This window comes from Pseudomonas sp. CCC3.1 (assembly GCF_034347405.1).
Classification (GTDB): domain Bacteria; phylum Pseudomonadota; class Gammaproteobacteria; order Pseudomonadales; family Pseudomonadaceae; genus Aquipseudomonas.
The window spans coordinates 2,143,983-2,163,199 of record NZ_CP133778.1; the positions used below are offsets into that span (position 1 = coordinate 2,143,983).

Here is a 19,217-nt window from a genome sequence, read left to right on the forward strand (position 1 = left end):
GGCTCAAAGCTCCGCGTACAGGCGCCCGGGGTTGAAGATACCCTTGGGGTCGAGTTGTTGCTTCAGGGTGCGGTGGTAGCGCATCAGTGCTGCTGGCAATGGCTGGAACGGACTGTCGATCAGGCCGTGGCGGTAGCAGGTCACGTGCCCGCCGACTTCTTCGACGACCCTACGGATAAAGGCAGCTTCGGCGTCGGACTTGAGCCAGCGCTGGGCGCCGCCCCAATCAATCAATTGGTGGCCGGGCAGCGACAAAGGCGGGGTGTTGTTGGGCAAGGACAGGCGCCAAAGGGGCGGGCCCTCCTCAAAGAAACTCAAGCGCTGCTCATTCAGCTCAGCCCAGTACGAAGCGTCGAGCAACTCGCCGCCCAGTCGGTCATGGGCGGCGGCCACCGAGCTTTCGCCCCCCTCAAGCCGCAGGTGCAGGCGCTGCCCGTCGTGGCAGGCAGCGCTGATCGGCAGCGGCTGCTGGCCCCATTGCGCAAGGCGCAGCAGGGCGCGATCAGTGTCGATCTCCAGACTGATGCTCAAGCACTGGCGCGGTTTGGGCAGGACTTTGAGCGACACTTCAGTGATCACGCCCAGCGCGCCATAACTGGCGGCCATCAAGCGCGACAGGTCGTAACCCGCGACGTTTTTCATCACTTCACCGCCAAACCGCAAATGCTTGCCGTGGCCGGTGATCACGCGGGTGCCCAACACGTAATCGCGAACGGCCCCGGCCCATGGGCGGCGTGGCCCGGACAGCCCGCTGGCGATCATGCCGCCGACCGTGGCGCCAGCCCCGAAGGACGGCGGCTCGCAGGGCAGCATTTGCTGCGCCGCGTCCAGTACGTCGTGTAACTCGGCCAAGGGCGTGCCGCAACGGGCGGTGATCACCAGCTCGGTCGGGTCGTAGCTGACAATGCCTCGATGGGCGCGAGTGTCGAGGACTTCACCCAGCATCGGGCGACCCAGAAATGCCTTGCTGTTGGCGCCCTGAATGCGCAGTGGCGTGGCGTTTGTCAGGGCCTGATTGACCTGGTCCAGCAGCGCTAGGCTGTTATCCCTATCCAGTGGGTTGCGCATCAGAAACGCTCCAGTTCAGGGAAGGGCATCTGACCCATGTGCACGTGCATCGCGCCAAACTCGGCGCAGCGGTGCAGGGTGGGGATATTTTTGCCGGGGTTAAGCAGGCCGCTAGGGTCGAACGCGGCTTTGACGGCATGAAACAGCGTCAACTCATCGCGATTGAACTGCGCGCACATCTGATTGATTTTCTCGCGGCCCACGCCGTGTTCGCCGGTAATGCTGCCACCGACCTTGACGCACAATTCGAGGATCTTGCCGCCCAGTGCTTCGGCGCGATCAAGCTCGCCGGGTTGATTGGCATCGAACAGGATCAGCGGGTGCATGTTGCCGTCACCCGCATGAAAAACGTTAGCCACGCGCAAGTCATATTCGGCGGACAAGGCGCTGATCGCCCGCAGCACGCCGGGCAGTTCGCGGCGCGGAATGGTGCCGTCCATGCAGTAATAATCCGGCGAGAGGCGACCCACCGCCGGAAACGCATTCTTGCGCCCGGCCCAAAAACGCACGCGTTCGGCTTCATCACGGGCCTGGCGCACTTCGGTGGCACCAGCCCGTTGCAGCACCTGGCGTACGCGCTCGCAGTCGTCGTGCACGTCGGCTTCAACACCATCGAGTTCGCAGAGCAAAATGGCTTCGGCCTCGACCGGGTAGCCGGCGTGGATAAAGTCTTCAGCGGCGCGAATCGCCAGGTTGTCCATCATCTCCAGGCCCCCCGGAATGATCCCGGCGCCAATAATGTCGCCCACCGCACGCCCGGCCTTTTCGACGCTATCAAACGCCGCCAGCAGCACCTTGGCGGTTTGCGGCTTGGGCAGCAGTTTGACTGTGACCTCGGTGATGACTCCGAGCATGCCTTCAGAGCCGGTGAACAGCGCCAACAGGTCAAACCCCGGCGAATCGAGGGCATCAGAGCCCAGGGTCAGGTGTTCGCCGTCGACGGTCAAAATCTCGACCTTGAGCACGTTGTGCACGGTCAGCCCGTATTTCAGGCAGTGCACGCCCCCGGCGTTTTCGGCCACGTTACCGCCAATTGAACAGGCAATCTGCGAGGAAGGGTCTGGCGCGTAATACAGGCCCAGCGGCGCTGCGGCCTGGGAAATCGCCAGGTTGCGCACCCCCGGCTGAACCCGTGCGGTGCGTGCGGCCGGATCGATATTGATGATGTTATTGAAGCGCGCCATCACCAGCAGCAGGCCTTTTTCCAGCGGCAATGCCCCTCCGGACAAGCCCGTGCCCGCGCCCCGTGCAACCACCGGCACCTGACGTTCATGGCACAGTCGCAGCACGCTCTGGACGTGGTCGATGTGATGCGGCAGCACCACCAGCATGGGCGTGGTGCGATACGCCGACAGGCCATCGCACTCGTAAGGCTTTAGCTCTTCGGGTTCATGCAGGATTTTCAGGTCAGGCAACTGCGTTTGCAGGGCCAGTAGCAGGGCGCTTTTGTCGACAGTGGGCAGAATCCCGTCAACGCGCTCGTCGTAGAGAATGTTCATAGGCGGTAGGCGACGCTCAGTTATTTTTATTAGAGGTCCGTTGCCGGATGCAGCTGACTTGCATCATTGGCCTGAGGCGTTCTACTGTCCATGGATTATTGGGCTGGTCGAACCAGTTTTTGCCCCGCTGTTTGTTTGTTTTAAATAAAAATAATCAATAAAACAAAGGCTTGAGTTTGCATCTGAGTCGACATGATTCTGGTGGCCTGGCTGGTCATACCAGTGGGAGAGCTGCATGCAAAAGGTACAAACGACTCGCCAGCCGCAAGTGGCCGACGTGGTGAGCGAACGCATTGAGCGCCTGATCGTCGATGGCGTACTCAAGACCGGGCAATTGCTGCCCTCGGAACGCCGTCTGACCGAAAAACTCGGCGTGTCGCGCACAGCCCTTCGTGAGGGGCTCAAGTTGCTGCGCGCTCGCGGCATCATCCATACCGAGCAGGGCAAAGGGTCCTTTGTGGCCGACCTTTCAGGCCATGCGGGCGCGTCGCCACTGATGCACTTGTTCAGCTCGCAGCCGCGCACACTCTATGATTTGTTCGAAGTTCGCAGCTTGCTGGAAGGGGAGTCAGCGCGTCTGGCCGCATTGCGCGGCACTGACGCCGATTTTGTACTGATCACTCGCAGTTATCAGGCCTTGCTCGATGCGCATAGCCGTTCGCTGGAAGCGAGTGAGCATGCCCGTTTTGATCATGCCTTTCATCTGGCGATCTGCGAGGCCTCGCACAACCCGGTGTTGGTGCAAACCCTGCGTTCGCTGACCGACTTGCTGCTCAACACAGTGTTTGCCTCGGTCAACAACCTCTACCACCGCGAGCCGCAGAAGCGCCAAATTGATCGCCAACACGCGCGGCTTTACAACGCCGTGACCGGACGCCTGCCGGAGCAGGCGCGCAAGGCGGCTATCGCGCACATCCAGAGCATCTGCGAAAACCTCAAGGAAATTGAAAACGAGGAGCAGCGACTGGTACGGGCCACATTACGACTTGAGGGCTGGGCGTAAGCGCGCTCTCGTGGGCGTTGACCCTGCGCCCATCAGGTTCACACGCCAAGCGTCTGCCCGCAGATGGGGCATTGTGTGCGCACCAAAATAGTCGCGAATGATCCAGCCAGAGGCATTCGCATACGTATTTTTATGAAAATTCCTACATGTTTGGCTTTTTCCCCCTTTCTAAATTAATGGCATACCGCTTGCTCTAGCTCATCACCGGGCGCAGGCATCTCTGTGATCGGGCGACGCTTCTAACGGGGGGTTGTTCATCAGTGTTGGACTGCGTATTTCCCTTCGATTCAAAGGACTGATCATGCAAGAGAAAGCAATGGTGGTGAGCCGTCGCAAGGTATTGAACTGGATCGGAGTGACAGCGGGAGCCGCTGCGATGTATCAGGCAATGAGCTCGTTGGGCTTTGCCGCTGAATCAAATTATGAGCGCAACTTTGCCTTGAGCGGTGCACCCAAGGGCACCCGGGTCTTGATTCTGGGCGCTGGGCTTGCGGGCATGACCGCTGCCTACGAACTGCGCAAGGCCGGGTATCAGGTCAAGGTGCTGGAATTTAATGCCAAGCCCGGCGGGCGCTGCTGGACCTTGCGCGGAGGGGATCGTTTTACCGAGTTGGGCGGTGCGACTCAGCACTGTGAGTTTGATAAAGGCTTGTACCTCAACCCCGGGCCGTGGCGCATTCCTTACCATCACCATGCCGTGCTCGATTACTGTCACAAATTCGGCGTCGCGCTGGAGCCTTTCATTCAGGTCAACTACAACGCAATGGTCCATTCCACCAAGGCGTTTGGTGGTAAGCCACAACGTTACCGCGAGGTGCAGGCCGACTTTCAGGGGCACGTTGCCGAGCTGTTGAGCAAGGCGGTCAATCAGCACGGCCTTGATCAGGCGCTGACACAAGAAGACCGCGAACGCTTGCTGGAGGTCATGCGCAAATGGGGGGCGCTGGATGCCGGCAATGCCTATAAAAAATCATTGGAGACCAGTCTTCGCCGCGGTTTTGCAGTGGATGATGGCGGCGGCCTGATGCCCGAGGCGGTCCCGTCAGAGCCTATCGATTGCAAGGCGTTGTTCGATTCCAATCTGTGGCAAAGCATTGCCAGCGGCCAGGAATACGAATTCCAGAGCAGTATTTTCCAGCCGGTTGGTGGCATGGACATGATTGCCCAGGCGTTCCAGAAACAGGTCAATGACCTGATTCATTACAACGCCAAGGTCACGCGCATCCAGCAAAACGACAAAGGCGTGACTGTGACGTATCAAAACAGTGATGGCAGCGGCGGGGCGCAGCAAGAGCAGGCGGATTGGTGCGTGTGCACGTTGCCGCTGTCGATTCTTGGGCAACTGCCGGTCGATGTCAGCGCCCCGATGATGACTGCGATTCGTGCGGTGCCGTACGAGTCCTCGGTGAAGGTCGGTTTGCAATTCAAGCGTCGTTTCTGGGAGCAGGACGAGCACATCTACGGCGGCATCACTTACACCGACACGCCGATCAGCAAAATCAGTTACCCGAGCACCGACTATGGCAAACAGGGCAAAGGGGTTCTGCTCGGGGCTTACATCTGGGGGCCGAATGCCTACGAATTCACGGCCATGAGCCCGCAAATGCGCGTGCAGAAAGCCGTTGAGTACGGCACGCAGATTCACCCGCAATACCCTGGCGAATTTGAAAACGGGATTGCTGTCGGTTGGCACCGAGTTCCCTGGACTAACGGTTGCTATGGGTTATGGACGCCAGAAACCCGCCAGCAGCACTACAAAAACCTGTGCCAGATTGACGGTCGAATTGTGCTCGCGGGTGAACATGCTTCCTATATTCCAGCCTGGATGGAAGGCGCAATCCTGTCGTCTCAAGACGCCATCAAGCGCCTGCATACCCACATCATCGCCAGTGCGAAAGCAGCCTGACAGGGAGTTAGCCATGCGAACCACGATTACCACCGCCGTTTTGTTGAGCCTGCTGAGCAGTGCCACTGTATTTGCGGCAGACGCCCCGATACTTTCAACCTCAGGTAAATTCGACGAGGCGACGGGCGAAGCCCTGTTCAATCAGGTGTGTCAGGGCTGCCATATGGCTGACGGCCAGGGCTCTCACGGAGCCGGTGCTTATCCGGCTCTGGCCGCAAACCCCAAGCTGGGGGCCAAGGTCTATCCGGTCTATATGGTGTCATCCGGGCAGGGCGGCATGCCGGGCTTCCAAAAGTACATGGATGACCAGCAGATAGCCTCTGTGGTCAACTATGTGCGCACTCACTTTGGTAACCAATACGCCGATACGGTGACGGTCGAAGACGTTAAAACCGTTACCCGGCGCTAGGGTCTGTACGAAAGGTTTTCGAGCGAAGGTCAGGCAAGGCGAAAACAGGCGAGGAAGCAGAGTTTACGGGCTGTAAATGAGCATTCCGAGTCTGTTTTCAACGCCGCATAGCCGAGCGTAGAAACATGTCGTACAAAGCCTAACAAGCAACAATGGACTCTGTATTTTCATACCCCTAAAGGAATAAACAATGTCGAAAAAAATCATCACCACCGTTCTATTGACCTCTCTGTTGGGTGGTTTGATGGCGACTCAGGTCAACGCAGCTGAAGTGATTCGCCACAAGCTGCCGAACTCGAATTTCCCGATCTCGCTGGCGGTGGAAATTCCACCGGGTGTGACCGTGGTCAATCTCAGTGGCGTGGTGCCGCCCATTGCCGACAGCAAGGCCGACCCCAAGACCCTGGCCGCTTATGGCGACACCGAAGTGCAAACGGTCAACGTGCTGAAGAACATTGAGGCCACGTTGAAAAGCATCAACCTGACGATGGGTGATGTGGTGAAAATGCAGGTGTATCTGGTGGGCACGCCTGAAACCGGGAAGATGGACTTTGCCGGTTTTATGAAAGGCTATACCCAGTTCTTTGGCACCCAGGCACAACCAAAACTGCCGACGCGTTCTGCGTTTCAGGTCGCAGGGCTGGCTAATCCGAACTATCTGGTAGAAATCGAAGTGACGGCTGTTCGTCCATAATTCGGGCGAATACCCTGTTAAGCCATGAGCGACTGACGATCAGTCGCTCATGGCTTAACGGCAGTGCGATTTGAAGGGAGAGACAACAGGCTTTAGGCGACTTTGCCGCGGATCGTCAAAAGACTTACGCCCAACCCCATAAACGAAACCCCAAACAAACGGTTAAGTGCTTTTGCGCGTGCTGGAGACGACAGGTAGCCCTTGAGCGTCTGGGCCAGCAAGGCGTAAAACAGGTGCGCGACAATCGAGCAACCGGCAAACGTGAATATCAGAACGGTCAGGTAGCTCAGGCTGGAGTTGCCGCCCTGAATGAACTGAGGCAGGAATGCGGCGAAGAAAAGAATCGCCTTGGGGTTGGTAATCGCCACCGAAAAGCCTTTGCTGAACAGTTTCCAGGCCGACACGTCAACGGCGGGGGCTGAGCGCACATTATCGAAAGCGTGATTACGGCTGCGCCACTGTTTAACGCCCAAGTAGATGAGATAGCTGGCACCTGCGACCTTCAGCACTAGAAAAGCTGTGGCCGACGCTATCAGCAGCGCCCCCAGTCCGGCACTGGTCGCCGAGGCAATAATCAGCAGTCCGATCGCGTTGCCAAGAGAGCCGATCATGGCGCGCCACGGGCCATGGCTCACGGAATTGGACAGCGACATGATGACCGCAGGCCCGGGAGTGAGTGTCACGATCAGGGCAATAAAGGTGAAACTGAGCCAATCATTTATTGAAACCAACGGGAAAATCTCCGGAAGAGTCAAGCAGCAGGGCAGGCAAGCCTGTCATAGTTTGCAAGACTGTCAATGCGAGTGAGCCGGAATTTTTTTGCCTTCAGCGCATCCAGTTCCTTTAGGGGCACTGGCGTACGAATCCACGCAGCTGAAGGCGTTCTCAGAGGCGCGGCAAGAAACAGCCTGCTCGCCCCCAGAGTGGTGCTGAGGCTAGGTGCATCGCTCCAGGTACTCGCTAACGCCTGACGAGTGAGGTCATTGAACGTCACGTTCTTGCGACTGACTACTAGGGTTTGTACGAATTGTTTTCGAGTGAAGGTCAGGCAAGGCGAAAACAGGCGAGGAAGCGGAGTTTACGGGCTGTAAATGAGCATTCCGAGCTTGTTTTCAACGCCGCATAACCGAGCGTAGATACATTTCGTACAGAGCCTAAGTCTGCGGCCAAGTGCAGATCATGCCCAGCCCGTATATTGAATGAGCCTTTGCAGGATATTTTCGGGTTGTGCCCGAGCTCCTGGCAGGTTTGCAGGTAGTCATCCACTGCTTCATGAAATGCCGCTTCAAGCTTGGCGACTGCCTGGCCTTCGTAATTGACCAGAGGGCGAATGAACTGGAGTTTGCCGTACAGGCAGTTATTTTCAGTGCTGGCTTCGATTGAGCTGTAGTCGCTCTTGTATTGCATTTGGTTAGTCATGTTATTAACACGGCTGCCAGTCCCTTCTATTTGGGAATAGCCGAAACGCCGGAGCGGGGGTGATGAGTTCGGGCCATGTGTATGAGCTTCGGTCATTAATCAATTTGGACAGAAAATTTTCGTCCTTGGACAAACTATTGTCTCGGTTATGCGACTAAATCTAGTTGCAGCGATTAGGGCAATCAAGCAGCAAGAGATAGGTGTAGCGACGCACAATGATGATCGTCCCCACGCGTAATTAATGGTCCTTTTCAAGTCATATGAACTGAGACAAAACCACATCACGTGGTTCGTAGCCACATTATTGACCCACTCGTGCACCTATACTGAGACAGCTCAAGCTGCCGGCGAAGTGACGCATCGCTCTTCGTCAAATTCAAAACAGGATTGGCTTTACGCCATTAATTGGCTCATACATAAATCGCACGCGACCTTTTTCAACGACCGAGTCCTACCTCTTACTTTGAAGATTGCTCATGACCAGTTCCCTGCATCAACACACACCTTCACTCACGGTCTTTGATCCACGCGGTTTGTCTGTGCGTGGCATTGCCTACCATCGACGGGAAGTTGAGGCGGTTATCGCAGAGCGAGTCCAGCGCCAAGTGTTCAATGCTCGGGGGCAACTGGCTCAGCAATGGGACCCGCGTTTGCTTGAGCTGAGTGAGAGTGAAGCCGGGGCTCAACCCAACCAATCCACACGCTATAGCCTCAGTGGCCAAGTGCTGTTGACAGAGAGTGTGGATGCTGGCTGGCGACTCGCGTGTCATGACGCTGCCGGGCTGCTGCGTGAGAGCTGGGATGGGCGCGATACCCATCGCAGCTATGCCTACGATGAACACCTGCGACCGGTGAGTGTGTTTGAGCATGAGCTGTCGCTGTGTGTGGAGCGTTTTACCTATGCGGGCGTCGACGAGGAAAGCGCCCGTCACAACCGCTGCGGGCAACTGCTTCGACACGATGATCAGGCGGGCAGTCTGTGGCATGAGGCATTTGCACTCACCGGACAGCCGCTGAGCGAGGCACGTCAATTCTGCGCAGTGCTGACGCCATCTCACTGGCCTGAGTCTGAAAAAGATCTGGAAGGCAACCCGTACACCACCCACTGGCGGCACGATGCGCTGGGCGCGGTCATCGAGCAAATCGATGCGCTTGAACATGTGCAGCGTTTTGAGTTTGATATTGCGGGCCAGCCCTTTGCGTCCTGGCTTGACGGCGTCGCGCTACTCAAAAGCACGACCTACAACGCTTTTGGCCACGTAGAAATTGAGCAGGCAGGCAATGACGTCACTACCACGGCGTATTACTCCCCGCAGGGCGGCCTGCTATCAAACCTGAAGGCCAAAACCTCGACGGGCAAAACACTGCAAGACTTGAACTACCAGTACGATCCGGTAGGCAATATCGTGCACATTGAAGACCTGACCCAGCCGGTGCAATGGTTTGCTGGGCAGCGTATTCAGGCCGTCAGTACGTATGCCTATGACACGCTCTATCAATTAACCCGCGCTACCGGTCGTGAAAACGCCAGTCAGACCATCGGCCCGAGCCTGCCAAGGCTGGAGATCTTTGGCGCGATAGATGAGAGCTGTTGGCGCAATTACAGCCAGACCTATAGCTACGACAGCGGCGGCAACCTGACTCAACTCAAGCACGATGCAGGGGCTGGCAATGCTTACACCCGCGAAATGGTCGTCGACACACGCAGCAATCGCAGCCTGTTCAAGGACGATTCACCAATAGATTTTGCCAACGCCTTTGATACCAACGGCAATCAACAAGCCTTGGTACCGGGTCAACTTATGCAGTGGGACAGTCGCAATCAGTTGCAGCTAGTCACCCAAGTGCAGCGCGACGCGCCGGATGGCCGGGACGACGACAGTGAAACCTACGTCTATGACGGCGGCGGGCAGCGTGCGCGCAAAGTGCGTCGCGCCAAAACCCGTGGTGGCGAGCACATCAGTGAAGTGCTTTATCTGCCGGGGCTTGAGATCCGCACCCGCACGACAGGCGAGCGATTGCACGTAGTGATCGCCCAAGCGGGGCGCAATGGCGTGCGTTTGTTGCACTGGGAGGCAGGCCGTCGCAGAGGCATTGATAATGATCAATTGCGTTACAGCTTGAGTGACCATTTGGGCAGCAGCACGCTGGAACTGGATCAAGCCGGCGAGTTGTTAAGTCAGGAAAGTTACTACCCCTACGGCGGTACGGCCTGGTGGGCAGCGAAAAGTGCAATTGAAGGCCGCTACAAAGTCATTCGATACTCGGGTAAAGAACGGGATGCGACCGGGTTGTATTATTACGGACTCCGTTATTACGCGCCGTGGTTGCAGCGGTGGATTAATCCGGATCCGTCAGGGGATGCTGATGGATTGAATCTGTACTGTTTTGTACGAAATAACCCAGTGGGTTTTTATGACTTATCAGGACTTTGCTGCTGGGGAGTGAATGATGAGTATGAAGAAGCTGCCAAATGTAATTATAAAATTTCAAGCCGCGGACTTGTAAAACTCAGAGAGATAAGTCCGGCCTACGCAGAGCGTGCGATAAACGCTGTCGAACTGGCGCACATAGCCGTTAAAGAAGCACTTGATATAGTGAGAGCTTATACAGCCAGCGCTGATGTAACTCCCGAGAGTATGACAATAATGAATAGTGTTATCTCAGGGGAGGACCCGGAAACAATGGCTTATCTTGAAAGTGTTTATAAGGGTGTTGATGACCATTTGACGGCTATTCGGAATGATGCGGATATGGAGTCGTTTGTCTTCGTAAAACCCCTCTCTAAAACCCTAAAAGCTGAAAAATATGGAACAAGGCCCGTCGTGCGAGCTTTTGTTTATACAGGAGATTCAGAGCGCAGAGTTTTTATGAATATGGCAAGGCTAGAGGGTGATCATGTACTAAAATCCGCAGCAACGATTATTCATGAGCTTTCCCACTATCAAGGAACGCATGATTTTTTATATGTAGATATGGGGTTTGCGGGGGTGGGGGTCGACACGCCTATAGATGAAGCAAGTAATGCCTTGATGGCGTTGTCTAGTAATTTAAATTCAATAGCTAATGGTACTCGTGATGGCGATATTTTTAAAGGCTTGGTTAGAATTAGAGAGAAACGTCTGAATTCATCATTTAAATTGGTTCATCCGGAACTCATGGGAAATGGCAAGAGTGTTTCATATCCTGGTATTAGGCAAAAAATACTTAGAATGAACGCCGATTCGGTTGCCATGCTAGCAATGTCACTCTCAGCGGGCAAACTTAGCCATGGACTTAGATAGAAAGAGGTATAGAACAACTCACTCAGGCGCGCCGGGCCGTAGCTGGTTGAAAGCTGGGTGACGTATAGGTGGTCGGCGGCTAGGCTCATCCTGGCGCTTGCAGGCGCTATCTTTCAAAGGCCAAAAGATTGCAGCCTGCACCTGCTCTGGCGAGGCAGCGCCATGTTTTGCTAGGCTGTTCAGCAATCGCAAAGGGAGTGCTTAAAGAATGGAATTGAAATCGCCAGATAAAAATATTCGAATCGTCGGTTGCGCAGGGGTTGTTGCGGGGCTGGGGATGATCGTTGCCGGGCATGCCAGTTTTGGCACCAGTCTTCTGGGCGGCGGGCTGCTGTTTCTGGCCTTGCCTTTGTTTAGAACAGCGGGCAAAAAATAAGCGTTTTCTGCCCGCTGCGGGTCTGGCTAAACAGTCAGGCGGTCACGAGTCGGCGCGTTCGGAACCAGCCAATCACCACGGCGCCAATCAGCAGGAAACCCAGGTAACCGAACAGCGGATACACCTGGCCCACCAAGCTGATAAACCCCACCAGGCTGCCGATAAAGGCAACGACCCCGGCCGCGACAGAGCCCATGCGGAACGTCCGTGTGCCCGCTGGCAGCAAGCGCGCACAAAAGGAATAGAGCGTGCCGACGGCGGTGTTGAGGATCATGCAAAAAATGATCACGGCCATGATCAGGCCCAGCACCGGCGAGGCTTCAGTGGCAATCGACAGCATCGGCATCGGCAGATCGGCCACCGTGTCCAGGCGTGAAAGCAGCCCCAGGCTCATGACCAGCATCAGCAAACCCAGTATTGCGCCACCGAGGATGCCGCCCAGCACGGCCTGTTTTTCGGATTTGGCAGCGCCGCCCATGATCGCCAGTATCGGCACCCCGGCAACGATGTTGTACGAGACGTACAACAAGGCCCCCAGCAACCAGTGGCTGGCCCCGGACGCCTGCTGGCTGGCCAGTTGGTTGAGATCATCGAAGCTTTGATCGCGGGTGGCCACGCCATACAGCGCCACGCCAACGGCTGCGAGAATCAGAAAGGGCGTGGCGGCGCCGATCATGCCGATGACCTTGTGCACGTCCAGGCACACCACGGCGACCACGATCAGCGTCACGATCACGCTGCCAGCAATCGCCGGAATGCCGAATTGTTGTTCCAGCAAGGCGCCGCCGCCCGCCAGCATGACGACCGTGACTGCAAACATGAAGAAGGTAATCATCAGGTCGACAAAGGACCCCAGAAAGCGTCCGCACAGTGCATAGACCACATCTTTGTGCGAGGTCGCGTGCAAGCGGCTGCCCATGCCCGCCAGCGCCATACCGAGAAAGGTGAAGAGTGCTGCACTGACGACTGCGCCCACCAGACCCCACACGCCGAACCCGACAAACATCAACAACAGCTCGCGACCGGAAGCGAAACCAGCACCCACTATCACGCCCACAAACGCACCGGCGATTTTCAGACTTTCTTTCATGACGACTTCCCTCTCTTTATTTTTATGCTTGGAGCAGGTGCTCACCGGCGACCTGCGGGGCAGCGCATTGATAGTTGGCGCGTTGGTTCAGCTGGCGCCGAGCCAGGCCTGAACTTCGACTTCGACATCAACCCCCAGCGCGAGCTGGGCGCCAACGGTGGAGCGCACCGGGAAACCGTTGTTGAAGTGACGTGAGTAGACCTCGTTGAAACCGGCGAAATGTTGCATGTCCGACAGCCACACCGTGGCCTTGACCACTTGATCAAACCCCACGCCGCATTCGGCCAAGGTCTCGCTGATGCGTGTCATCACGGCTTCGGTCTGCACGCGAATGTCGCCGCGTACCACTTCACCTTCAGGGCTCATGGGCACTTGCCCGGACAGAAACAGAAAATCGCCGACCCGAATCGCTTTGGAAAACGGGTAGGGCAGGTGGCTCGGGTAACGCTGTAGACGCTCAGACATGGGAGAACCTCTTGGTGTGATCGGATTAACGCAAACGGGCAGGGCTCAGCCGCTCAGGCTCGACGCCCTGGCAGCGCAATGCTTCAGGCAAGGGTTGGCCGAGCAACTGCGCGCTGGCCAGTTGCGAGACCCCGGCGGCCGACTGAATTCCGTAGCCACCTTGAGCAGCCAGCCAGTAGAAACCTTCGCGGTGATTGTCCCAGCCGACCACCAGGTCGCCGTCGCTGACGAATGAGCGCAGACCTGCCCAGCTATGACGCGGTCTGCGGATGCTCAAGGTGGTGGCGTGTTCGATGTGATAAATCCCGGTGGCGATGTCCAGTTCCTCGGGCATCACATCGTGCGCCGGGACCGGGTCGGCGTTGGCAGGCGAGCCCAGCAACTGACCGGCGTCCGGCTTGAAATAAAAGCGTTCATCAATCCCGATCACTGCGGGCCATTGCGAGAAATCCATGCCTGACGGGCCGTCGAAGGTGAATGCCGTACGCCGACACGGTTGCAAACCAACAGGCGGCACACCGCATTGCAGGGCGACCTGATCGGCCCACGCACCGGCAGCGTTGACCAGATTGCGTGCGCGCAACTGGTGCCCGTCAGTCAGTAACACCTGCCAATAACCGCCTTCGCGGGTGGCCGAACTCAACTCAGCGTTGCACTGCAACACGCCACCGGCGCGGCGCATGGCCCGCAGAAAACCCTGGTGCAGCGCGTGCACATCCAGATCGCGGGCGGCTGTTTCGAGCAGGGCGCCCGCGATCACGTCCGGGCGCAGGCAAGGCACCAGTGCCAGTGCCTGCTCGGTATCAATCAACGCCAGATTGGCGGCGTGGTCATGGCTGGCTTCAAAGGTGTGCTTGAGCAATGCCTGCTGCTCATGACTGGCGACATACAGGCAACCGCGCGGCGCCAGCAACGCATGCTCTGTGAAGCCCTCGGGTGGTTGTTCGTAGAAAGCGCGACTGGCGCGGGTCAACGCCTGAATCTGCGGCGTGCCGTAGGCTTCCATAAACATGGCTGCCGAGCGCCCGGTGGAGTGGTAGCCCGGCTGTGTTTCGCGTTCCAGCACGGCAACACTGGCATGTGCGGCGAGCCGCCAGGCCAGCGATGCTCCAGCAATACCGCCGCCGATGATGACGTAGTCAAAACATTCGCTGTCGTGCATGCCGATCTCTCTCCATCGAGAAGCGCCCTGATAGGCGTCTTTAAATTCTCATATGCGAGAAATGTAGGATATGAGAATTTAACAGTCAACCCTTCTGCGTGAGGTAATATTCCAGCCCTTATCTGGATACCGTTCCAGACACCTCCTTTCGCTCGATAGAGAGTCCGCATGAGCGCTGATCACGTCCCTTCCGCCTCGAACTCCCCAGGCCATTCCCATCCGTTGATTGACCGTACGCAGGTTGGCGCTCGTTTGCGGGCCATACGAAAAAGCCAGAAATTGACCCTCAAACAACTGTCCGAGCGTTCCGGTGTCGCGCTTTCGACCTTATCGAAAATGGAATTGGCGCAAGTCTCGGTCAGCTACGAAAAGCTGGCCGCCGCCGCCCGGGTATTGGGCGTAGACATCGCCCAATTGTTCAACCCCGACCGCGAGCAGGGCGAGGCGGTGCAACCCACCGTGGTCAGCACCGCACTCGATAGCGCAGCGGGTTACAGCACCGGCAACTACGACTACCACCCCATGGCGGGGGACTTTCCCGGGCGCAGCATGGCGCCGATGTATGTGAGGGTATTTGCCCGCGAGATGAGTCAGTTCGAAGACTACATCCGCCACTCCGGACAAGAATTTGCGCTCGTGCTTTCCGGGCGTGTGCGCATCCAGTTTGAAACCGGAGAATCAGTCAGCATCGGTGCGCGCGAGACGGCCTATTTCAACAGCGGCATCGGTCATATCTACCTCTCTGAGGCTGAAAACGGTGCCGATGCTGAAGTCATGGTGGTGATGTCCGAGTAAGTCTTTTCTGTGTTCCACGTAAGCATTCGCTGTGAACTTTGTAGGGAAATTATTTGACATATTTGATTTGTGATCACATATTGAGGCCCATAAGAACGACAACACAGGTTTGACTCATGACACACGGCTCAGTCCCGCTCCCAGCCTTGCGCCAGGTTTCTCGCGATACCCTGCAAGATCAGGTGTACCGCCAAATCCGCGAAGCCTTGATGAGTGGTCGCTTTCAGCCAGGCCAAAAGCTGACCATCCGTGGTCTGGCCGAAGCCCTCGGCTCCAGTCCCATGCCAGTGCGCGAAGCCCTGCAACGCCTCAGTGCCGAAAATGCCTTTGAAGTCACCGAGACTTCGCGTTTGCGAGTGCGCCTGATGACGGTCGACCGCCTGCGCGAAATTCGTGATGCGCGGGTTGCCCTCGAAGGGTTGCTGGCAGAAAAGGCCGTTCTGCTGCTGGAAAAAAACGACCTCGCTGACATTTCCGACCTGTGCCAGCAAATGCAAGCTGCGGCAGATCAAGTGGATGTGTCCCGTTATCTGTGGACCAACTTCGCTTTTCACCGACGCATTTATGCGGTGGCCCGAGCCGAGTTGACCATGGCCGCCGTGGAGAATTTCTGGCTGCACATGGGCCCCTGTTTTGCCCTGGTCGCCCCCGATAAAGCTCACTTGCAGCGCTCGATGGAAGCCCACACCCGCATCGTCGAGGCGTTGACCGCCCGCGATGGCGCCGGTGCTCGCGCCGCAGTGACCGATGACATCATGCAGGCCGCCGATTCACTGGCGCGTCTGCTCGTCAAGAACGGCCCTTCGCGGTCGTCTGTTTCTGGAGGAAAACGTGCATGAGTGTCTTACAACGGTTGCAGCCTTATCCCGGTTTGCGCGTGTTGATTTCTGGCGGGGCTGCCGGGATCGGTGAGGTGTTGGCGGCAGCGTATCTGGAGGCCGGTGCTCAGGTGCATGTGTGTGATGTGAGCGAGCCTGCCTTGACGGCGTTCCGCGACAAATACCCTGGCACGGTTGCGACCCGTGCCGATGTCAGTGACGCGGCGCAAATCGAGGCGGTCTTCAAGGTTCAGCGTGAGCATTTTGGTGGCCTCGATGTACTGGTCAACAACGCCGGTATCGCTGGGCCTACCGGGGGTATTGACGCCATCAGCGATGCTGACTGGCAGGCCACCATCACGATCAACCTCACGGCGCAATATCGCTTCGCGCACCATGCTGTGCCGTTGCTCAAAGAATCGCCACAGGCTCATTTGCTGCATATCGCCTCGGTGGCGGGCCGCCTCGGCTATGCCTGGCGCACGCCTTATGCCGCCACCAAATGGGCGATTGTCGGCCTCATGAAGTCGCTGGCATCGGAGTTGGGTGAAAGTGACATTCGTGTCAACGCCCTGTTGCCCGGCATTGTCGAAGGGCCGCGCATGGACGGCGTGATCCGCGCCCGCGCCGAGCAGGTCGGCGTGCCAGAAGCCGACATGCGCCAGCAATACCTCAACAAAATCTCCCTTAAACGTATGGTCAGCGCCGAAGACGTGGCGGCCATGGCGTTGTTTCTCTGTTCACCTGCCGCACGCAATGTGACCGGCCAGGCCATCAGTGTCGACGGTAACGTCGAGTACCTGTAAGCCGCTGACGTAGCAACTGGCGCTGGTCGCCAACGACGCACACACCGAAACACCCGGGATTTTTTTTCATAAGAATAAAAGTCGGAGAATCGTCATGTCCAAAAAACGTCCTGTCATCATCACCTGCGCCGTCACCGGGGCTATTCACACGCCTTCGATGTCGCCCTATTTGCCCGTTACTGCGCAAGAAATTGCCGAGGCCGCGATTGGGGCTGCCGAGGCTGGCGCCGCCATTGTTCACTTGCATGCCCGTGACCCTGTCGACGGCCGCCCCAGCCAGGACCCGGCGCTATTTGCCGAGTTTCTGCCGCAGATCAAGGCGGCCAGCGACGTGGTGATCAACCTCACCACCGGCGGCGCGCCGACCATGGGCGTCGAGGAACGCCTGCAACCGGTGCTGCAATTTCAGCCGGAGCTGGCCTCGCTGAACATGGGTTCGATGAACTTCGGCTTGTACGAAATGCTCAACCGCTTTACCGAGTTCAAGCATGAGTGGGAGCGCCCGTATCTGGAAGAAAGTGACGACCGAATCTTCCGTAATACCTTCCGTGACATTGCCCATATCCTCAATTCATGCGCCGCAAACCGCACCCGGTTTGAAGTCGAGTGCTATGACATTGGCCACCTGTACACCGCGGCCCACTTCATGGAGCGCGGACTGATCAAGCCGCCGCTGTTCATCCAGTCGGTCTTTGGTCTGCGGGGCGGGATTGGCGGCCACCCAGAAGACCTGGCGCACATGCGTCGCACGGCTGACCGCCTGTTTGGCGAAGACTACGTATGGTCGATTCTCGGTGCCGGGCGCGGGCAAATCCCACTGGCAACCATGGGCCTGTCGATGGGCAGCAATGCCCGGGTCGGGCTGGAAGATTCGCTGTGGGACGGCCCCGGCAAACTTGCGACGTCCAATGCCGATCAGGTACGGCGTATCCGCACCGTGATCGAAGCCTTGGGCGGGCGCGTGGCCACGCCGGACGAAGCGCGCGAGATTCTCGATCTCAAGGGCCGTTACAACGTCAATTTCTAAATCGCGAGCAGGCCGCGCCATCGCGCGGCCATGTCCATCCCGCACAACAACAAAAAAGGGATAACACCATGCGTAATCAAGCTGCACCTCGCGATGAGCGGGTGCTGAACAAACTGATGTTCGTCAAATTGATGCCGTTGTTGATTGCCGCTTATGTATTGAGCTTTCTCGATCGCACCAACATTGCCCTGGCCAAGCACCAATTGGACGTTGACCTGGGTATTTCGGCGGCGGCTTATGGCCTGGGAGCGGGGCTGTTTTTCCTGACCTATTCACTGTCGGAAATACCCAGCAACCTGATCATGCACAAAGTGGGAGCGCGCTTCTGGATTGCCCGGATCATGGTGACCTGGGGCTTGATTTCAGCGGCCATGGCGTTTGTCCAAGGTGAGACGTCGTTCTATGTCTTGCGCCTGTTGCTGGGCATTGCCGAAGCGGGTTTGTTCCCCGGTGTGATGCTGTACCTGACCTATTGGTTCAACCGTGAACAGCGGGCGCGGGCGACCGGATATTTTCTGCTGGGCGTGTGTTTTGCCAACATCATTGGCGGTCCGCTGGGCGCAGCCTTGATGCGCATGGACGGCATGCTGGGCTGGCACGGCTGGCAGTGGATGTTCATGCTCGAAGGCCTGCCCGCTGTCGCATTCGCGTGGGTCGTATGGCGCAAATTGCCAGACCGTCCAAGCAAAGCGCCGTGGCTCTCGGCCGAAGAGGCGCGGGGCATTGAGCAGCGCATCGCGCAGGAGTCAGAGGAGGGCGCCGGCAAGAGTGGCCACTCGTTTAAACAGTGCCTGACGCCGCAAATCCTGTTGGCCATTTTTGTCTACTTCTGCCATCAGATAACGGTCTATACGGTGATCTTCTTTCTGCCGAGCATCATCAGCCGATATGGTGAAATGAGCACCATGAGCGTCGGGTTACTCACCTCGTTGCCGTGGATAGCGGCGGCAGTGGGCGCGGTGTTCTTGCCACGTTATGCAACCACCGCCCGGCGAGCCCGAAGCATGCTGGTCGCAGGTTTGCTGACCATGGCCGCAGGGCTGGGCATTGCCGCGGTGTCCGGGCCGGTGTTCAGCCTGATGGGCTTCTGCCTGTCGGCGGTGATGTTCTTTGTGGTGCAGTCGATCATCTTTCTGTATCCGGCTTCACGGCTCAAAGGCGTGGCATTGGCCGGTGGCTTGGGCTTCGTCAACGCGTGCGGGTTGCTGGGCGGATTTGTCGGGCCGTCGGTCATGGGCGCCATCGAAATGAGCACCGGCAATGCCATGAATGGCTTGAAAGTCATCGCCGTGGTGCTGGTGGTGGCTGCACTGGCGGCGTTGCGTTTACGTCAGGGGCAAGAATCGGCAAAGCCCAAGACCATCGCTGGGCAACCCGCCACAGAAGGCGTTTAACG

Annotated in this window: 18 protein-coding genes; 11 read left to right on the top strand and 7 right to left on the bottom strand. The window is 57.5% G+C overall.

Translation table 11 applies throughout. From position 1 onward, the window contains the following. Nucleotides 1–3: 3 nt before the first annotated feature. Both glcE and glcD read right to left on the bottom strand, forming a co-directional pair. Nucleotides 4–1,068, bottom strand: coding sequence for a glycolate oxidase subunit GlcE (gene glcE, locus RHM56_RS09800; RefSeq protein ID WP_322240940.1), 1,065 nt, complete (start codon nucleotides 1,066–1,068; stop codon nucleotides 4–6). Then, complete coding sequence (gene glcD / locus RHM56_RS09805; protein WP_322240942.1) at nucleotides 1,068–2,567, bottom strand: glycolate oxidase subunit GlcD; 1,500 nt, start codon at nucleotides 2,565–2,567, stop codon at nucleotides 1,068–1,070. The genes glcE and glcD overlap by 1 nt, the downstream gene beginning before the upstream one ends. A gap of 235 nt (nucleotides 2,568–2,802) precedes the next feature. On the opposite strand from glcD, the gene glcC reads away from it, so the two are divergent. The 4 genes from glcC to RHM56_RS09825 all read left to right on the top strand — a co-directional run bounded on the left by glcC (nucleotide 2,803) and on the right by RHM56_RS09825 (nucleotide 6,579). Continuing rightward, nucleotides 2,803–3,570 (top strand): transcriptional regulator GlcC, encoded by a 768-nt coding sequence (glcC, locus tag RHM56_RS09810; RefSeq protein WP_322240944.1) that lies wholly within the window; start codon nucleotides 2,803–2,805, stop codon nucleotides 3,568–3,570. A gap of 376 nt (nucleotides 3,571–3,946) precedes the next feature. Further along, on the top strand, nucleotides 3,947–5,476 hold the full coding sequence (locus RHM56_RS09815; RefSeq protein WP_322241741.1) for a flavin monoamine oxidase family protein: 1,530 nt from the start codon (nucleotides 3,947–3,949) through the stop codon (nucleotides 5,474–5,476). Between the two features lie 13 nt (nucleotides 5,477–5,489). Beyond that, a complete protein-coding gene (locus tag RHM56_RS09820) occupies nucleotides 5,490–5,885 on the top strand; it encodes a cytochrome c (protein WP_322240946.1) in 396 nt (131 codons plus the stop codon). A 190-nt stretch (nucleotides 5,886–6,075) separates the two neighbouring features. Further along, a complete protein-coding gene (locus RHM56_RS09825) occupies nucleotides 6,076–6,579 on the top strand; it encodes a RidA family protein (protein ID WP_322240948.1) in 504 nt (167 codons plus the stop codon). Between the two features lie 92 nt (nucleotides 6,580–6,671). Here the strand turns inward: RHM56_RS09825 and RHM56_RS09830 are convergent, their stop codons facing one another. Further along, nucleotides 6,672–7,310 carry a LysE family translocator gene (locus RHM56_RS09830; protein WP_322240950.1) on the bottom strand — a complete coding sequence of 213 codons (639 nt, stop codon included), beginning with the start codon at nucleotides 7,308–7,310 and terminating at the stop codon, nucleotides 6,672–6,674. Between the two features lie 313 nt (nucleotides 7,311–7,623). Next, nucleotides 7,624–7,998: a type II toxin-antitoxin system HicB family antitoxin gene (locus RHM56_RS09835; protein ID WP_322240952.1), complete on the bottom strand. Its 375-nt coding sequence runs from the start codon at nucleotides 7,996–7,998 to the stop codon at nucleotides 7,624–7,626. A gap of 476 nt (nucleotides 7,999–8,474) precedes the next feature. Here RHM56_RS09835 and RHM56_RS09840 point away from each other — a divergent pair, with 476 nt between their 5' ends. Both RHM56_RS09840 and RHM56_RS09845 read left to right on the top strand, forming a co-directional pair. Further along, nucleotides 8,475–11,282 carry an RHS repeat-associated core domain-containing protein gene (locus RHM56_RS09840; protein WP_322240954.1) on the top strand — a complete coding sequence of 936 codons (2,808 nt, stop codon included), beginning with the start codon at nucleotides 8,475–8,477 and terminating at the stop codon, nucleotides 11,280–11,282. A 208-nt stretch (nucleotides 11,283–11,490) separates the two neighbouring features. Next, a complete protein-coding gene (locus tag RHM56_RS09845; RefSeq protein WP_322240956.1) occupies nucleotides 11,491–11,658 on the top strand; it encodes a hypothetical protein in 168 nt (55 codons plus the stop codon). A gap of 34 nt (nucleotides 11,659–11,692) precedes the next feature. Here RHM56_RS09845 and RHM56_RS09850 read toward each other — a convergent pair whose 3' ends face one another. The 3 genes from RHM56_RS09850 to RHM56_RS09860 all read right to left on the bottom strand — a co-directional run bounded on the left by RHM56_RS09850 (nucleotide 11,693) and on the right by RHM56_RS09860 (nucleotide 14,375). Beyond that, nucleotides 11,693–12,748, bottom strand: a complete 1,056-nt coding sequence (locus RHM56_RS09850) for a hypothetical protein (protein ID WP_322240958.1) — start codon at nucleotides 12,746–12,748, stop codon at nucleotides 11,693–11,695. An 87-nt stretch (nucleotides 12,749–12,835) separates the two neighbouring features. Beyond that, nucleotides 12,836–13,213 carry a Rid family hydrolase gene (locus RHM56_RS09855; protein ID WP_322240960.1) on the bottom strand — a complete coding sequence of 126 codons (378 nt, stop codon included), beginning with the start codon at nucleotides 13,211–13,213 and terminating at the stop codon, nucleotides 12,836–12,838. Nucleotides 13,214–13,238: 25 nt separating this feature from the next. Next, nucleotides 13,239–14,375: an FAD-dependent oxidoreductase gene (locus RHM56_RS09860; RefSeq protein ID WP_322240962.1), complete on the bottom strand. Its 1,137-nt coding sequence runs from the start codon at nucleotides 14,373–14,375 to the stop codon at nucleotides 13,239–13,241. A 168-nt stretch (nucleotides 14,376–14,543) separates the two neighbouring features. Here RHM56_RS09860 and RHM56_RS09865 point away from each other — a divergent pair, with 168 nt between their 5' ends. The 5 genes from RHM56_RS09865 to RHM56_RS09885 all read left to right on the top strand — a co-directional run bounded on the left by RHM56_RS09865 (nucleotide 14,544) and on the right by RHM56_RS09885 (nucleotide 19,215). Continuing rightward, nucleotides 14,544–15,170, top strand: coding sequence for an XRE family transcriptional regulator (locus RHM56_RS09865; protein ID WP_322240964.1), 627 nt, complete (start codon nucleotides 14,544–14,546; stop codon nucleotides 15,168–15,170). A gap of 116 nt (nucleotides 15,171–15,286) precedes the next feature. Continuing rightward, on the top strand, nucleotides 15,287–16,009 hold the full coding sequence (locus RHM56_RS09870; RefSeq protein ID WP_322240965.1) for a GntR family transcriptional regulator: 723 nt from the start codon (nucleotides 15,287–15,289) through the stop codon (nucleotides 16,007–16,009). Then, complete coding sequence (locus tag RHM56_RS09875) at nucleotides 16,006–16,794, top strand: SDR family oxidoreductase (RefSeq protein ID WP_322240966.1); 789 nt, start codon at nucleotides 16,006–16,008, stop codon at nucleotides 16,792–16,794. Before RHM56_RS09870 ends, RHM56_RS09875 begins: the two co-directional genes overlap by 4 nt. 94 nt (nucleotides 16,795–16,888) lie before the next feature. Then, the gene (locus RHM56_RS09880; protein ID WP_322240968.1) at nucleotides 16,889–17,821 is read left to right on the top strand and encodes a 3-keto-5-aminohexanoate cleavage protein; all 933 of its coding nucleotides are present in this window, start codon (nucleotides 16,889–16,891) and stop codon (nucleotides 17,819–17,821) included. A 68-nt stretch (nucleotides 17,822–17,889) separates the two neighbouring features. Next, nucleotides 17,890–19,215: an MFS transporter gene (locus RHM56_RS09885; RefSeq protein WP_322240970.1), complete on the top strand. Its 1,326-nt coding sequence runs from the start codon at nucleotides 17,890–17,892 to the stop codon at nucleotides 19,213–19,215. Nucleotides 19,216–19,217: the final 2 nt, after the last annotated feature.

Bases quoted from the DNA above. Each gene is read 5' to 3' on its own strand.
- glcE (WP_322240940.1), bottom strand. From the start codon at position 1,068: ATGCGCAACCCACTGGATAGGGATAACAGCCTAGCGCTGCTGGACCAG.
- glcD (WP_322240942.1), bottom strand. From the start codon at position 2,567: ATGAACATTCTCTACGACGAGCGCGTTGACGGGATTCTGCCCACTGTC.
- glcC (WP_322240944.1), top strand. From the start codon at position 2,803: ATGCAAAAGGTACAAACGACTCGCCAGCCGCAAGTGGCCGACGTGGTG.
- RHM56_RS09815 (WP_322241741.1), top strand. From the start codon at position 3,947: ATGTATCAGGCAATGAGCTCGTTGGGCTTTGCCGCTGAATCAAATTAT.
- RHM56_RS09820 (WP_322240946.1), top strand. From the start codon at position 5,490: ATGCGAACCACGATTACCACCGCCGTTTTGTTGAGCCTGCTGAGCAGT.
- RHM56_RS09825 (WP_322240948.1), top strand. From the start codon at position 6,076: ATGTCGAAAAAAATCATCACCACCGTTCTATTGACCTCTCTGTTGGGT.
- RHM56_RS09835 (WP_322240952.1), bottom strand. From the start codon at position 7,998: ATGACTAACCAAATGCAATACAAGAGCGACTACAGCTCAATCGAAGCC.
- RHM56_RS09840 (WP_322240954.1), top strand. From the start codon at position 8,475: ATGACCAGTTCCCTGCATCAACACACACCTTCACTCACGGTCTTTGAT.
- RHM56_RS09845 (WP_322240956.1), top strand. From the start codon at position 11,491: ATGGAATTGAAATCGCCAGATAAAAATATTCGAATCGTCGGTTGCGCA.
- RHM56_RS09850 (WP_322240958.1), bottom strand. From the start codon at position 12,748: ATGAAAGAAAGTCTGAAAATCGCCGGTGCGTTTGTGGGCGTGATAGTG.
- RHM56_RS09855 (WP_322240960.1), bottom strand. From the start codon at position 13,213: ATGTCTGAGCGTCTACAGCGTTACCCGAGCCACCTGCCCTACCCGTTT.
- RHM56_RS09860 (WP_322240962.1), bottom strand. From the start codon at position 14,375: ATGCACGACAGCGAATGTTTTGACTACGTCATCATCGGCGGCGGTATT.
- RHM56_RS09865 (WP_322240964.1), top strand. From the start codon at position 14,544: ATGAGCGCTGATCACGTCCCTTCCGCCTCGAACTCCCCAGGCCATTCC.
- RHM56_RS09870 (WP_322240965.1), top strand. From the start codon at position 15,287: ATGACACACGGCTCAGTCCCGCTCCCAGCCTTGCGCCAGGTTTCTCGC.
- RHM56_RS09875 (WP_322240966.1), top strand. From the start codon at position 16,006: ATGAGTGTCTTACAACGGTTGCAGCCTTATCCCGGTTTGCGCGTGTTG.
- RHM56_RS09880 (WP_322240968.1), top strand. From the start codon at position 16,889: ATGTCCAAAAAACGTCCTGTCATCATCACCTGCGCCGTCACCGGGGCT.
- RHM56_RS09885 (WP_322240970.1), top strand. From the start codon at position 17,890: ATGCGTAATCAAGCTGCACCTCGCGATGAGCGGGTGCTGAACAAACTG.